At 45.6% G+C, this 13,568-nt stretch carries 17 protein-coding genes; 12 read left to right on the top strand and 5 right to left on the bottom strand.

Annotated features, from left to right (window positions below):
- Position 1: 1 nt before the first annotated feature.
- Positions 2-514: a GerAB/ArcD/ProY family transporter gene (locus L693_RS32305; protein ID WP_025716381.1), complete on the top strand. Its 513-nt coding sequence runs from the start codon at positions 2-4 to the stop codon at positions 512-514.
- A 3-nt stretch (positions 515-517) separates the two neighbouring features.
- On the opposite strand, the gene L693_RS0105335 is transcribed toward L693_RS32305, so the two are convergent.
- Positions 518-1,066 carry a PadR family transcriptional regulator gene (locus L693_RS0105335; protein ID WP_025716380.1) on the bottom strand — a complete coding sequence of 183 codons (549 nt, stop codon included), beginning with the start codon at positions 1,064-1,066 and terminating at the stop codon, positions 518-520.
- 162 nt (positions 1,067-1,228) lie between these two features.
- On the opposite strand from L693_RS0105335, the gene L693_RS0105330 reads away from it, so the two are divergent.
- The gene (locus L693_RS0105330; protein ID WP_014279672.1) at positions 1,229-1,720 is read left to right on the top strand and encodes a phenolic acid decarboxylase; all 492 of its coding nucleotides are present in this window, start codon (positions 1,229-1,231) and stop codon (positions 1,718-1,720) included.
- Positions 1,721-1,902: 182 nt separating this feature from the next.
- Here L693_RS0105330 and L693_RS0105325 read toward each other — a convergent pair whose 3' ends face one another.
- Positions 1,903-2,292, bottom strand: a complete 390-nt coding sequence (locus L693_RS0105325; protein WP_025716379.1) for a winged helix-turn-helix transcriptional regulator — start codon at positions 2,290-2,292, stop codon at positions 1,903-1,905.
- A 163-nt stretch (positions 2,293-2,455) separates the two neighbouring features.
- Positions 2,456-3,799: a glycoside hydrolase family 30 protein gene (locus tag L693_RS0105320; RefSeq protein WP_025716378.1), complete on the bottom strand. Its 1,344-nt coding sequence runs from the start codon at positions 3,797-3,799 to the stop codon at positions 2,456-2,458.
- A 200-nt stretch (positions 3,800-3,999) separates the two neighbouring features.
- Here L693_RS0105320 and L693_RS0105315 point away from each other — a divergent pair, with 200 nt between their 5' ends.
- The 6 genes from L693_RS0105315 to L693_RS0105290 all read left to right on the top strand — a co-directional run bounded on the left by L693_RS0105315 (position 4,000) and on the right by L693_RS0105290 (position 9,068).
- Positions 4,000-4,680, top strand: a complete 681-nt coding sequence (locus L693_RS0105315) for a response regulator transcription factor (RefSeq protein ID WP_025716377.1) — start codon at positions 4,000-4,002, stop codon at positions 4,678-4,680.
- Entirely contained in the window at positions 4,677-6,446 is a 1,770-nt protein-coding gene (locus L693_RS0105310; protein WP_025716376.1) for a sensor histidine kinase, read from the top strand. The genes L693_RS0105315 and L693_RS0105310 overlap by 4 nt, the downstream gene beginning before the upstream one ends.
- 24 nt (positions 6,447-6,470) lie before the next feature.
- The gene (pssA, locus tag L693_RS0105305) at positions 6,471-6,980 is read left to right on the top strand and encodes a CDP-diacylglycerol--serine O-phosphatidyltransferase (protein ID WP_025716375.1); all 510 of its coding nucleotides are present in this window, start codon (positions 6,471-6,473) and stop codon (positions 6,978-6,980) included.
- A gap of 22 nt (positions 6,981-7,002) precedes the next feature.
- Positions 7,003-7,497, top strand: a complete 495-nt coding sequence (locus L693_RS0105300) for a DedA family protein (protein WP_025716374.1) — start codon at positions 7,003-7,005, stop codon at positions 7,495-7,497.
- A 103-nt stretch (positions 7,498-7,600) separates the two neighbouring features.
- A complete protein-coding gene (psiE, locus tag L693_RS0105295; RefSeq protein ID WP_025716373.1) occupies positions 7,601-8,005 on the top strand; it encodes a phosphate-starvation-inducible protein PsiE in 405 nt (134 codons plus the stop codon).
- Positions 8,006-8,060: 55 nt separating this feature from the next.
- Positions 8,061-9,068, top strand: a complete 1,008-nt coding sequence (locus tag L693_RS0105290) for an AI-2E family transporter (RefSeq protein ID WP_025716372.1) — start codon at positions 8,061-8,063, stop codon at positions 9,066-9,068.
- 58 nt (positions 9,069-9,126) lie between these two features.
- On the opposite strand, the gene L693_RS0105285 is transcribed toward L693_RS0105290, so the two are convergent.
- Together L693_RS0105285 and L693_RS0105280 are read right to left on the bottom strand one after the other, a co-directional pair.
- Complete coding sequence (locus L693_RS0105285) at positions 9,127-9,762, bottom strand: GNAT family N-acetyltransferase (protein ID WP_025716371.1); 636 nt, start codon at positions 9,760-9,762, stop codon at positions 9,127-9,129.
- Positions 9,759-10,328: a hypothetical protein gene (locus L693_RS0105280; protein ID WP_025716370.1), complete on the bottom strand. Its 570-nt coding sequence runs from the start codon at positions 10,326-10,328 to the stop codon at positions 9,759-9,761. Before L693_RS0105280 ends, L693_RS0105285 begins: the two co-directional genes overlap by 4 nt.
- A 183-nt stretch (positions 10,329-10,511) precedes the next feature.
- Here L693_RS0105280 and L693_RS0105275 point away from each other — a divergent pair, with 183 nt between their 5' ends.
- The 4 genes from L693_RS0105275 (at position 10,512) to L693_RS0105255 (ending at position 13,485) form a co-directional block, all read left to right on the top strand.
- Positions 10,512-11,108: a TetR/AcrR family transcriptional regulator gene (locus L693_RS0105275; protein ID WP_025716369.1), complete on the top strand. Its 597-nt coding sequence runs from the start codon at positions 10,512-10,514 to the stop codon at positions 11,106-11,108.
- Between the two features lie 274 nt (positions 11,109-11,382).
- Positions 11,383-11,838, top strand: a complete 456-nt coding sequence (locus tag L693_RS0105265) for a MarR family winged helix-turn-helix transcriptional regulator (protein ID WP_025716368.1) — start codon at positions 11,383-11,385, stop codon at positions 11,836-11,838.
- 156 nt (positions 11,839-11,994) lie between these two features.
- Positions 11,995-12,873 (top strand): (Fe-S)-binding protein, encoded by an 879-nt coding sequence (locus tag L693_RS0105260; RefSeq protein ID WP_025716367.1) that lies wholly within the window; start codon positions 11,995-11,997, stop codon positions 12,871-12,873.
- Positions 12,874-12,930: 57 nt separating this feature from the next.
- A complete protein-coding gene (locus tag L693_RS0105255) occupies positions 12,931-13,485 on the top strand; it encodes an NADPH-dependent FMN reductase (RefSeq protein WP_025716366.1) in 555 nt (184 codons plus the stop codon).
- Positions 13,486-13,568: the final 83 nt, after the last annotated feature.

Genomic DNA, 13,568 nt, shown 5'->3' with positions numbered 1-13,568 from the left:
AATGACCGTGGGAAAAGAAAAGGCAGGTAAAATTACAACGTTGCAGACGACAGTAATTATTGTTAGCTTTATGCTGGCTGCCGGGTTGCTTACGCTTCCCCGGGTCATGGTGGAGGATTCAAGGACACCAGATGTGTGGATATCCATTATTTTGGCAGGAGGGGTCGTTTTCCTGTCGGGATGGATTATGGTAAAACTAAGTCAACGATTTCCGGAATCAACCTTTTACCAGTATGTACAGAGGATTATAGGTAAAACCGCTGGCAAAGTTATTGGATTGCTGTTAGTCATCTATTTTATTTGTATAGCCGGATTCAGCATCCTAAAGTATGGCGCAAGGTCAAAAAGGATTGGGATACGACTTTTAGCACGATTCCGGTACAATTCAGTACGGATATTCACATTGAGGATTACGGAGCTTCCAATACGACGGCAGATTGACATACAACGAAAGCAGCCAGCTCAGGCGGATAGGGTGCAATCCTGTTTGCTGAGCTGGATTTTTTTGTATTGAAAGCTATTCAAACAAGGACAGCGTTTCTTCCAGCCACGTAATATAGCTTTCTTCCCGATTGATAGCACGACTCAGCACCAGATAATGTCCGAATTGATGAGAGCCCGGAACTTGGAGGTTCTTATCCAGCAGTTGGAGGGATTTTTTGCTTTCGTACAAATACTCCAGCTTCTCTTTACGTTTGGCGATCTGATCCTCGAACAGCCGTTTGTTTTCTTCCTTGGGGATGGCGGCTGAAAAATACAGCATGAGCATAAACTCATCCTTTTCCGTTTCCGGCAGCTCTTTGGGACTCAACAGCCATTCGGTCAGCTCTTGAGTTCCCTTGGGTGTGATGCAGTACAGCTTCTTTTCCAGCTTGGCTCCTGTAATGGAAGTACGATATTCAATTAACTTTTCTTCGGTTAGCCTTTTGAGCTCAGGATAAATCTGACTGTGCTTGGCACTCCAAAATTGTCCGATTTCCTGCTTGAATTGGCTCGTAATATCGTAGCCGCTCATTTCCTGTTTGTGGACCAGGCCCAAAATGGCATATTTTAATGTACGTTTCAACGTAGCTCTCCTTACAATGGGGTATTTGACACTAGTATATCACAGTGTTACAATTTAAATGTAATATAAAACATGTTTATATTTACATGTATAAAATTGATGCTATTGTCGATGCCCTCTTTAACTCATGAAAACTAATAATAAAAGAAAGAAGGATGTATGATGGACAAGTTTATCGGTAGTCACATGATCTACACCTATGAGAACGGTTGGGAATACGAAATATACATTAAAAATGAAGATACGATTGATTACCGCATTCATAGTGGTATGGTAGGCGGGCGCTGGGTACGTGATCAGAAGGTGAATTTGGTGAAATTAGTGGAGAATGTGTACAAAGTGTCTTGGACTGAGCCGACAGGCACTGACGTTTCTCTAAACTTTATGCCTGAGGAGAAACGCATGCACGGTATTATTTTCTTCCCCAAATGGGTGCATGAGCATCCGGAGATCACGGTACGCTATCAAAATGATTTTATTCCGTTGATGGAAGAATCGCGTGAAAAGTACGAAACCTATCCGAAGTATGTAGTCCCTGAATTTGCAGACATTACATTCATTGAAAATGCGGGTGTGAACAACGAGAAATTGATTTCCCAAGCACCTTATGCGGGTATGACGGATGATATTCGTGCGGGTAAGCTGCAAGCCTAATCAAGCTATGAAGTGATCGAAGCGAAGCGTAAAGCCTGAGCCTGTGTGATGTACAGTCTCAGGCTTTTTACGTTAACTGGAGAGAAAAGGAGCCGATAAAAAAGACAACCCCGGGTATTCCCAGAGTCGCCTCCACTGGCTAAAAATATATTTCAAGCGTGATGCATCATGCTATTGGCTGATTACACGGGTGTAACGTCCTGAATAGCCCCTTCTTCTTTCCAAATCACGTTCTCGCGATAGTTTGATCCCCAGTCGTACATGGCTTTCAGTACCGGAATCAGGCTCTCGCCATGCTCGGTCAATGAGTATTCCACATGCGGAGGGACAACAGGGTAAACTTTACGAAGGATAAGCTTGTCTTCCTCCAGCTCGCGCAGCTGATTGGTCAGCATTTTTTGCGTAATATGAGGGATCAGCTTCTTCAATTCACCGAACCGCTTGGTGCCTTCCATACCGAGATGCCACAAAATAATCAGCTTCCATTTTCCGCCGATGACCGCGAGGGTCAACTCCTTATCACAATTAATCAGCTTTAAATCAATTCTGTCTTTTACAGTAGTGATGTTCATCGCCCTCCCATCCGTAGTGACTCCAAGTATACTATTTATAACTACTCTACGCAAAAGGAGATACATCCATTTTGGAAACTAAGCATACGTTCAGAGACGGGTCAATCGGACCGTGACGCGTGATGATGTGTGCAAGACTGTAAAAATCCAGAATCAGCGACTGCTAAGAAGGAATGACGATCGTGTTAAATGACTCCGGCTCCAGCTCCAAGCGGTGCGTCTTTTGTCCCACGGACAGATTTAGTGCGCGGGGTTCGTGGAACGGATTGGCGATGACCAGTACCCTTTGTCCGTCCACATTTTTGAAGGCAACGGCATTTCCGGTCCATGATCCGCGAAGTCCAATGCGTCTGGCCCCCGGCAAAACAAAATGAGAAAAGTGCTTCATGACGTAATATTCCGGGTTAAGGACAGGCTCTCGATCCGCTGGATCAACGGTGATCATCGAATTTTGCTCCCATCCCCATGTGCTCTTGCCTTTCGGCTCCAAAACCATATTCCAGTAAATATAAGCATTCACACCATTAGTAAAATAATGCTGGTACAAGTTGTACACATATTTAGCGTAGTCCCATGAGTTTTCCCCGTTTCCGCATTCATTTTCGGTCTGCATGTAACGAAGCTCGGGATAGCTGGCAACGGTGCGTTGGATGGCATTTTTGCCTGCCCATTGATAGCCTACGCCTTTAATATATTTGTAGGCTTCCGGGTCACTCAGCACGGTATGGGCATACTCATCGAATCCGGTGGAAACCTTCTTCATTAATTCCTCCCACGGATCAGGAGCATTAATGGTACCAAGCCAAATTTCCGTATCCAGTCCGTGTTCCTCAAAAGCAGGGCCCAAATAGTCGCGAATAAATTCACACAGCTGTTCTCCCGTCCACACACAGGAGGGGAACTTTTGATCGGCAATGACTTCATTTTGAACATGAATCTGATGAATTGTAATTCCTTCTTCACGATATGCCTGAACAAATTTGACAAAATATAATGCATGCGCTTTCAAAATATCTTTTTCCCAGCGCAGAGTTCCATAATTATAGGCCTTGGGTGATTTCATCCATGTCGGTGGGCTCCAGGGTGAAGCGAACAGCTTCAAGTCCGGGTTGAGCTTCAGCGCTTCCCGAATGAAAGGAATAAGATATTGCTGATCGCGTTCAATGGAAAAATGCTTCATTTCCACGTCGCCGTCCGTTTCATTGTGGCTGTACCACTCCAGCGTGTAGTCACTGGCCCCGATGGGCAGTCTGCAAATCGTGAATTTGTGCTCGCTCTCCGGGTGGAAGAGGGAATGCAGCACCTGCTCTCGTTCGGTGCTTTCCAAGTGGTTCAGAGCCACATACCCAAGTTCATTAAAACAGCCGCCAAAGCCTTCGACAAGCTGATGGACTTCTTCCGTCATGGTCAGGTTTGCCTGCTCTTGCGTTTCGATAAGGCTATGAGCTTGGGATTGCCAAGCTTGGGCCTTGGAAGTGGAGAACCACTGAATGGTTTGATTGCTCATGTATTACCCTCCTGTTCAAGCTTTTTGTATCTCTTTTTATTATAGGATAGGATCAAAGGAGAAGAGATGGTCTGAGCCAAGACAAATTTGCCCTAATCCAAGGTGGAATTTGCTGAGAAAATTTCTACTGATAAGAACACATAAAGAACACAAGTCTTTGGTATGCTGTTGTAATAGAATGGCCGAAAGAGGGAAGTCGATTGAATAAAAGAGTTCTTCTCGTAGAGGATGAAATACGTATTCGTGAAGTGATTGCGGATTATTTTAAACAGAATAAATGGGAAGTCTATGAAGCAGGCAATGGAAAGGATGCGCTTATCTGGTTTGATTCGGTGCAGCCGGACCTGCTTGTACTCGATATTATGATGCCCGAAATGGATGGTTGGGAGGTGTGCCGCCAGGTACGCAGCCGTTCAGGAGTGCCAATTATTTTGCTGACAGCCAAATCCGGTGATGATGATAAAATATTGGGCTTTGATCTGGGGGCGGATGACTATGTTACCAAGCCTTTCAGCCCCAAGGTCCTGATCGCCCGCGCGAACGCATTGATGAAGCGGGTGGATGGACATGTGCAGCCGGAGTCGCACATATTGCGATTCGGCAGTGCTATTTTCAACACGATGGCTCATCGGCTTGAGGTGGATCAGGCAGAAGTCGAGCTGACACCCAAGGAGTATGAGCTGCTGCGGCTGCTTATACATAATAAGGGCATGGTTATTTCACGGGATGCGATACTGAACCGGGTGTGGGGGATTGACTATGAAGGAGACGTACGGGTCGTCGATACGCATATCAAAAAGCTGAGAAGCAAGCTGGGCCGTGAATCAGGCCATATCCGCACGATTTTTGGCACAGGCTACAGGTTTGAGGAGGAAGAATGAACAAACGGGGAGTAACCTTTAAGTTGTTCATTATGACTGTTGCATTTTTCCTGTGCTTTTACGGGATGGTGATCTTGTGCCAATTGCTGTTCTTTGAAAATTTTTATCAGCAGCAGAAGATTGGTCGGGTGGAAAGCCGTTTACAAAGCTTCGGTCAGAGCTATGTCAAGGAGGCGTGGGGATCTGGCAGAGTTTCGCGCGAGGCGGCTCGCTTTATGCTTCAAAACAAGAACCAGCTGGCGATTGTAACGCTCCACGGCAAAGTCAAGCTGGATGATCCGTTTCATATCAATCTTAGAAAAGCAGATGGTAAGATCGTTAAGATATCGCTGTCTCTGTTTATAAGCCAGTTCGGAGATGAGCTGAGAGCTTCCCGGATTCAGCCAGGTGACACGATAACCGTTGAAGGCGAAATTCCGGAAAGTAATGGAATATCTACTGGCAATGTGGTCTATCCTGTGGTCATCCAGAAGCCTGGCTTCGGAAATATCGGAGCTGCCTCGGACGAGACAAGCACAGAAAGCAGCGTCAAGTGGACCGGCACAGTGACGGAAATTGTAATGCCAGATTTGAAAACATTAAGCGGTCGACAAGGTTTACTGTTAAGTGCGTTGGAGGAATGGTTTCCTTTATCGCAGACGCATCTGGAGAAGCTCAAGAATTTCGAAGTGCTGGAGGAAGAATGGACAGAGCCTTGGACGGGCGTACGTAATGCGGTCATCGTCTACCCTGTGCGTCAGAGTACGGGAGAAATCGACCTGCTGTTCACAGTGACATCGTTACAGGAAATCAGTGAGACAAATGAAGCCCTGCGTTGGTTTTATTTATATTTGGGGATCGGGGGATTTGCGCTGATTTTGATTTTGTCCCTGTTCTATTCCCGGATGGTGACCCGTCCGCTTATTGCCTTGAACAATACCGCCAAGCGGATGGCTAAACTCGATTTTACAGCTCATATACCGATCCGGCAAAATGATGAGCTGGGCAGTCTTTCCTATAGCATGTATACCCTGTCCCAGAATCTGGATTTGGCTTTGCGCGAGCTGCAGGAGGCCAATCAGCAATTGGTGGAGGACATGGAGCAGAAGCAGAGGATGGAGGCCGTGCAGCAGGACTTTTTTGCCAACGCTTCTCATGAGCTGAAGACCCCGCTGAGTATTATTAAAGGCTTTGCCGAGGGACTACAGGATGGGGTTAGCGCTGGTAAGCAGGATCATTACATAAAGGTTATTGTAGAGGAAGCGGACAAAATGGAGAGGCTGGTCAAGGATATGCTGGACCTCGCCAAATTGGAATCCGGCACCCTCAAGCTTCGCAAGACGACCTTTATATTAAGTGAGTTGGTGGAGGAAGTCGTGGACAAGCTGTTCCATCTGCTGAAGGAAAAAAGACTGGAAGCGGTCATTATCCCTGCCAATGAGCTGCCGATTCATGCTGATGCGGGCTGGCTGGAGATGGTGATGATCAATTTCGTCATCAATGCCATCCGGCATGCTGAGGAAGGAAGCTCGATCACGATCCGTATCGAAGGCTCTGGAGAAATCAGTACCTTTTCCATTGAAAATAAAGGGGAGACGATTCCTGAAGATCAACTGGATCAGATATGGGAGCGGTTTTACCGGGCCGAGCTGTCGCGCAGCCGCCAAACGGGTGGGACGGGACTCGGTTTGTCCATTGTCAAACGAATTCTCGATTTACACGAATTCCGCTATAAGGCGGAGAATACCCCAAATGGCGTCCGTTTTGTCGTCATATTCGGAGGCTAAGCTATAGCAGAGGAGTTACGTAATATGAAATGGAATTGGTTGCCCTCACTTTGCACGCTTGCAAACCTGGGGGCAGGGGTCCTATCCCTGTACTTCACGATTCACGGGCAATATATGACTGCCTTCACCCTGGTGGTGGTGGCTGCCTTATGGGATGTACTAGACGGTTTGCTGGCAAGGCTGCTGCATTGCTCCAGTGATTTTGGCAAGCAGCTCGACTCGCTGGCGGATGTTGTCTCCTTTGGTGTTGCACCTGCCTTCCTGATCCTGCTGTACAAGCTGGGAGATACCCATTGGATGGGCATGGTGGCTGCTGTTTTGTTTGTGATCTGTGGTGCGGTAAGATTGGCAAGATTCAACCTGATGGCTTATAGCAAAGGCTTTGTAGGCATGCCGATTACGGCTGCGGGTGTGATTATGTCCTTTTTGTTTTTATGGAGTGAGCATTTGAAGCCGGGGTTGCTGATTACGGTAATGATAGTGCTATCGTTCCTCATGGTCAGCCGTATTCCGTTCCCATCCTTCAAAAAATAACCGGTCAGGAGGTGGCGTCTTTATGGAATGGGCCATCAGCATGATTACACAATACGGATATATCGCTATTTTTGCGCTGCTTGCTCTTGGGATTATCGGCCTGCCGGTTCCGGATGAAATCATTATGGTATTTGTCGGCTATTTATCCTCTATCATGGTACTGAATTATTCGATGTCTGTACTTGTTAGCTTTATCGGTGCCATGACAGGGATGATGTTCAGCTACACGCTTGGCAAAAAGCTGGGACAGCCGTTGGTCGATAAGCATGGCAAGTGGGTCGGGCTGACACCGAAGCGGTTCGCCAAGGTGAAGGGTTGGTTTGCACGCTTCGGGCTATGGACCATTCTGTTCGGTTATTTTATTCCGGGAGTCAGGCATGCGACAAGCTACTTGTCAGGGATTAGTGCAATGCCTGTTCGAAAATATATGCTGGTGGCAAGCGCAGGTTCTCTGGTATGGACGCTTATCTTTATCTCGATTGGTTATATAGCCGGGGCGAATATAGACTTTCATTAAGGTTACACTAAAAGTGGTGTAGCATTTTTCATGTATTCCACCGATAATTAATATAAATAAAGAACCTGTACATCCAGCGAGGGGATCTATATTGAATGTTGTAATGAAGTATATAAGGAAGTTACCTGGTTTTCTGCAAATGGTCTTGAATGTCTCGTTGTTTCTGGTCGGTCTGATTTTAAGCTTCTTGCTCCTGAAAGAAACTTGGTCCATTTTCTCGTATGTTTTCTTGTACACAGAGGCGGACAAAAATTACTATGAATTCACAGAAGAATTGCTTGTGTTTTTCTTGTATTTTGAGTTCATAGCATTAATAGTTAAGTATTTTAAAACCAACTTTCATTTTCCCCTACGGTATTTTATCTATATTGGGATCACGGCTGTTATCAGGCTCATTATAGTAGATCATGATGATGCTAAAAATACATTTTGGTGGTCTATTGCGATTCTGGCCATGGTAGGTTCTCTATTGATCGCTAACAGTAAATTGTTAAAAAGGGAAAGCTGATACTGGAGCAAATAACAAGGTTGACAGTCAAGCAGGAGAGAGGGAATAAAGACGAATGGTAAGAAACTGGATGAATCATGCGGGCGTCAGGCGGATAGCCGTCCTTGCAATAATTATTTTGCTATTGTTTATGTTGAGAAGCATAATGAATATTATTTTGTTAACGCTGCTGCTTACGATCCTGATTGGCAGCATATATAACGGAGTGAACAAGCTGATCAAGCGGTTTGCCAATGTGCCGCCTACGATTGTGTTATTGCTGGTATACGCCTTGCTGATTCTGATCATCGTGTGGGGAGTCTACCGCATGGTACCGCTGATTAGCATGCAGGTCAAGCAGGTATATCTCATGATTCAGGAAGCGTATTCGCATCCTAATCGCAATCAGTGGAATGAAACGATCATTGAATTTATGGATACCTTGAATGTTCAGCGGCTATTTGAACCCGGCTGGAATGCAGTCATGAAAATCAGCCAACTGGGCACACAACTGCTGGTGTCGATTATTCTGAGCTTGTTTTTCCTGATGGAGAAATCCTATATTACACGCTTTACAGCTACTTTTAAGCATAGCAAGCTGGGATGGTTCTTCGAGGAAGTGGGTCATTTTGGCCGGATGTTCCTGGATACCTTCGGAAAGGTATTGGAAGCCCAACTGCTGATTTCACTCATCAACTGTATCTTAACGACGACTGCACTCTGGATTATGGGTTTCCCTAATTTGCTCGGTCTTGCACTCATCATCTTCGTATTGGGACTGGTACCGGTAGCGGGTGTGTTCATCTCGCTGATACCGCTCGGTCTGATCGCTTTTAGCGTCGGGGGAATCAAATATGTGATTTATCTGGTTGTTCTGATCGTGGTTATCCATGCGATTGAAGCCTATTTCCTGAATCCGAAGCTGATGTCATCCAAAACCAATTTGCCGATCTTTTTTACCTTTGTCGTATTGATTTTCGCTGAACATTTGATTGGAATTTGGGGTCTGATAGTAGGTATTCCACTGTTTGTTTTCTTCCTCGATCTGATTGGCGTGCAGCGCAAACAAGAGAAGGATACCTGATTCAGCTGCACCTATTCATTACGAATGCCTGTGAAGCCGCAGGCATTTTTGTGTATGGTTAACCTTCTTTTGGGTAGAACATGCAGTATACAGGCATATTGTCCATTTGTGCTTCTTGGCTTAACGTAAATCCAAATCTTCGGTATAAATCCACATTCTCTTTATTTTCGGTATCGAGCGCGATTCCTTGCGATTTTTTATCCGCTTTGACCGTATTGATCAAGTGTTGCAAAAGGGATTTGCCGATCCCCTTTCCTTGTTCTTCCTGACTTACCCCAATCATAATGAGATAGTGATGCGTAAATGAAGGAGCAGAGGATCTTGTGACTCGTAAATAGGAGTTAAGCAGGCTTAATGTTTTTCCAGACAATTGAAACAACAAAGGAATCAACCTCGCGATCAGCAATATCCCTTTCAAATTCTGAAGCATGCTTGCATGTGGCTTCTCCACAATGTAAGTACCGATCAAGCTTTCATTTTCGAAATATCCCCACACCTCTTCGTGAAGCAAAAAGCTTTTATCAAACATAAAGGAAACAAAGGCTTTTACTCGATGTTTTGCTTTTCTGTCAAGCTTGGAGTCGCCAAATAAATGCAGGAATAAGGGGTCTTGGGCAAAAGCCCTGCTCATTAGTGATACGAATAAGGGTTTGTCTGCTTTGGTTAGTTTGGATAGGTTGCGTGAATTACTCATGCTTCCTCACCGATGCTATTCGCGGCTCTGCCATAATGATCTACGGCGAAGCTAAATAACACTTTAAGCATAAATAATAAGCAGGTGGTCAGCATATAAGGCTGTAACCCGGGCAATAATGGCATAGCACCGAGACCAACAGATAGGAGCAAGCCTGCAACAAATCGTTGTGAATGTTTTCCGATAAGAGCATTCACGATGAATGCTCCTGCAATTGTATATGCCCATACTCCTATGGAGTACCCAATATTTGTATTGATTAAAAGCGCAACAAGCACGATATGAAAGTGTATCGCAATGAATACGATACGGTTCATTTTACGTGAAGCATAAAAGTTACTGGTGGAAGCCGTAAAATTGGCAATACAACCGGAGAATATATCGAAAATCAATAATAACGCTAGAGCGCTGCGCCATATCGGTAAGTTGTCCGTAAGCTGAGGGAATACCAAATATAGCGCAGTAGTCAGCAGTCCACCAAAAAGCAGTATGCATACAATCGAGCCAATACTTTGCTTTTCACCAAATACATCATGTAAAAACGAAGGAATCCGAATTTGTTTCATTTCATTTTGCCTCCTCGGTCAAGTAGATGTCACAAGTATCATTTATTTTATAGTTTTGTACTGAAATAGTACATTTACTATAAAATTATTATAACTTTTAAAATGCATTATTACAATAGATTTGTAGTTCGATTGTTGATGTACTCTAAATTCTAAGCTACACTATGATGTGAGGTGAAGAGGATGAACGGTTTTGAACGACGGAAAGAGAAAAAAATAGAGCAGATATACAGTGCTTCATTTCAACTATTTTCTAAATACGGATTTCAGAAGGTTACTGTGAATGAGATCGCTCAGCAGGCAAGGGTTTCCCCGGCGACCATCTATAATTACTTTGGAACGAAAGAACAGCTTTATGCTGACATGCTTATGAATTGGATGGACAAGCAGCTGGAGCAGTATGAGGAAATACTTGATTCGAGCCTTTCCTTTCCTGAGAAAAGTAAGGAAATTATGATGCTGGAGGCCCAAAATTTAAAAATCCTATCGGATGAATTTCTAAAATTCCCGTCCTCTGAGTTTAGCGGACTGGCTCAAGCACTGGAAAGCTACAGCGAGCAGAAGGTAACAAGCTTTTTTATGAAGTTTGTTGCGCTCGGGAAGCATGAGGGATATATCCATAGAGATCAAACCGAAGAGACAGCGATGATGTATTTTACGATGTTTAAAAATGAGCTGAGTCGGCATTGGGAGGCGTCGAATCAAGAACGGTTAACCTGTAATGTCGATCAATTCATGGAATTGTTCTTCTTTGGATTGGCCGGACAGGCGCAGAAATAGGAGATTCGGATTTGGGGTTTAATAAGCATCATAGGTAATGGCTAAAGTAGAGGAGAGAAGGCAGATGTATGAGGAGATTGTGGCGTATGGCCTAAGTAAAAAGGAGGCTATAAAGGATTACCCTTGTAGTTTATGCAACTGATTTCTGCGAAAAAGCCTTTGGAACCCAAATACTGAAAATTAGAGAATGAAGACTGTGACAAATTGCCCTGACAAAACACACGGATTTTGAAATAGTGTAGATACACGAAAAGATGAAAGGAAAGAAGGCTTTATGACTGCGTCAAGGAAGGACAAAAAATTACCGCGGAAGGGCTCGCCCTCGGTCTGCACATGCATTAATCTGCGCCGTTCCTCGATGGCTGTAACAGGGCTGTATGACCGGTATCTGGCTCCGAGTGGACTCAATATCAGCCAGTTCTCGCTGCTCAAGCACTTAACGGTGCTGGGACCGGTATGCGTAAGCGAATTAGCGTTGGAGATGCGGCTCGACCGGACCACGCTTGTGCGCAATTTGAAGGCATTGGAGCAAAGCGGGTATGTGAAGGATACATCCGCTGAGGGAAGTCGGAACCGCTGCCTTACTCTGACGGGGAGTGGAAAAGAGGTATATAACGATGCAGCAGAGCTATGGGAGGAGGCGCAGCTTTTTTTGCAGGAGTCACTGGGAAGCGATGATTTGCAGATATTGACCGCATTGTTATCCAAAATTGAAAAATTGAGCCTGTGATTAGCCGCCGCCTTATAAGGGAGGTATACCAACCCATTCGTGTATATACACGAAAAAGGGCTGAGATGTGTATCTCAGCCATTAACCTGTCTGTCACCGGTTATCCGCAAGGAAGCCGAGAGATATACAATAACAAAGAAGAGGGATGTGGATTGGATGGGAGTGCCCGTACCAGACATGAGAGAACTCATCGCAGCCGAGATGAAAACCTATGTGAGCGAAGACAAGGGCAATTTCTGTGAAGAATTGCAGAGCCCTTACTACGAGGAGCCGATTATTCAATTTGCTGCGGCCAATGATCCTTTGTTTGAGGAGTATAAAAGAGTGGTCGGCCCTGACCATGCTACGCCGCAGGAAGCCTTCGAACGGACCCTCGGCGCAGGAAGTTTTGATGGAGGCACTGTTATCAGTGTTGTGCTGCCGATCAGCGAGCCAATCCGCAAGGCCAATCGTGCCCAAAAGGCAAGAGCCTCCAGAGAGTGGGCGCTGCTGCGGACCTTTGGCGATGAATATTTTGTACGTTCGGCAAGGCAGCATTTGGCGGGATATCTGATCGGCCTTGGTTACCGGGCGGTGGCGCCGCTGGATACGAATTGGTACAGCATCCAAGGTGCCGCAGGTGGTCCAGTCTCTAACTGGTCGGAACGGCATATCGCGTATGCCGCCGGCCTCGGCACCTTCAGTATCAACGACGGCTTCATCACCGAGAAAGGAATTGCCATCCGCCTGCTGTCTGTAGTAACTGACCTGCAGGTGGCCCCTGATGCCAGAGCATCCTCGAATTCGAGCCATACTGGGAATTGCCTGCTGTGCAGCAAAGGCATTTGCGGTGTGTGCATTACCCGTTGCCCTGTGCAGGCCATCAGCAAGGAGGGCGGCCATGACAAAATCGCCTGCATGAAATTTGTGTACGGTGAGGAATCGCAAAAATGGGCAGTGTTAAACGGCGGTGAGGCTAAATCGGGTGCCGGTTGCGGACTTTGCCAGACCAAGGTGCCCTGTGAAAGCCGGAATCCGATGCGGACCGCTCGCTAGTGTTATTTTCTAGTAGACTGAAAAATACAAGACCATATGAATTGGAAAAGAAATGAGATGATATTGATGAAGAAAACTAAAGTATTGGCTATATCGGGGAGCCTCCGTCAAAAGTCCTCCAATACAGCTCTTATGAAGGCTACGATTGGGCTGGCGTCTGAACAGATGATATTCACCGTCTATGACGGGTTGGGGGATCTACCCCATTTTAATCCTGACTTGGATATAGATGAGGGGCCAGCCTCTGTAAGAGAACTGCGGGAACAATTAAAACAAGCCGATGGAGTGCTGATCTGTACGCCGGAATATGGGAATGGCGTGCCAGGTACTTTGAAAAATGCATTGGATTGGCTCGTATCGTCGGGCGAGTTTGTCAATAAACCTACAGCAGTTATTAGTGCATCACCGTCTCCTATGGGCGGGAATCTGGCTCATGCCTCGCTGCTGCTGACACTACAAATGATCAATGCCGAGATTGTGGAAAATGGAAAGGTCATTATTCCCCATATTACATTGAAACTGGATCGGGAAGGCGTAATCACAAACGCTGAGACTAGACAGGAGCTGCAAGCATTGCTTCAAGGGCTTGAGCAGGCATGTCGGGATAACTGATCACTGGAGCTTAGCTTATAGCTACAGGTACAGGGTAAAACAAAAGAGATCCTTCATGATTACATCATGGAGGATCTTGCTTT

This window comes from Paenibacillus sp. 1-18, assembly GCF_000520755.1.
In the GTDB taxonomy this organism is placed as follows: Bacteria; Bacillota; Bacilli; order Paenibacillales; family Paenibacillaceae; genus Paenibacillus; species Paenibacillus brasilensis.
This window is presented reverse-complemented; position numbering and strand designations above follow the sequence as displayed.

Coding starts and splice junctions, on each gene's coding strand:
- L693_RS0105325 (WP_025716379.1), bottom strand. CDS start 2,292: ATGAACATCACTACTGTAAAAGACAGAATTGATTTAAAGCTGATTAAT.
- L693_RS0105310 (WP_025716376.1), top strand. CDS start 4,677: ATGAACAAACGGGGAGTAACCTTTAAGTTGTTCATTATGACTGTTGCA.
- L693_RS0105255 (WP_025716366.1), top strand. CDS start 12,931: ATGATATTGATGAAGAAAACTAAAGTATTGGCTATATCGGGGAGCCTC.
- L693_RS32305 (WP_025716381.1), top strand. CDS start 2: ATGACCGTGGGAAAAGAAAAGGCAGGTAAAATTACAACGTTGCAGACG.
- L693_RS0105285 (WP_025716371.1), bottom strand. CDS start 9,762: ATGAGTAATTCACGCAACCTATCCAAACTAACCAAAGCAGACAAACCC.
- pssA (WP_025716375.1), top strand. CDS start 6,471: ATGAAATGGAATTGGTTGCCCTCACTTTGCACGCTTGCAAACCTGGGG.
- L693_RS0105275 (WP_025716369.1), top strand. CDS start 10,512: ATGAACGGTTTTGAACGACGGAAAGAGAAAAAAATAGAGCAGATATAC.
- L693_RS0105330 (WP_014279672.1), top strand. CDS start 1,229: ATGGACAAGTTTATCGGTAGTCACATGATCTACACCTATGAGAACGGT.
- L693_RS0105290 (WP_025716372.1), top strand. CDS start 8,061: ATGGTAAGAAACTGGATGAATCATGCGGGCGTCAGGCGGATAGCCGTC.
- L693_RS0105280 (WP_025716370.1), bottom strand. CDS start 10,328: ATGAAACAAATTCGGATTCCTTCGTTTTTACATGATGTATTTGGTGAA.
- L693_RS0105265 (WP_025716368.1), top strand. CDS start 11,383: ATGACTGCGTCAAGGAAGGACAAAAAATTACCGCGGAAGGGCTCGCCC.
- L693_RS0105320 (WP_025716378.1), bottom strand. CDS start 3,799: ATGAGCAATCAAACCATTCAGTGGTTCTCCACTTCCAAGGCCCAAGCT.
- psiE (WP_025716373.1), top strand. CDS start 7,601: ATGAAGTATATAAGGAAGTTACCTGGTTTTCTGCAAATGGTCTTGAAT.
- L693_RS0105300 (WP_025716374.1), top strand. CDS start 7,003: ATGGAATGGGCCATCAGCATGATTACACAATACGGATATATCGCTATT.
- L693_RS0105260 (WP_025716367.1), top strand. CDS start 11,995: ATGGGAGTGCCCGTACCAGACATGAGAGAACTCATCGCAGCCGAGATG.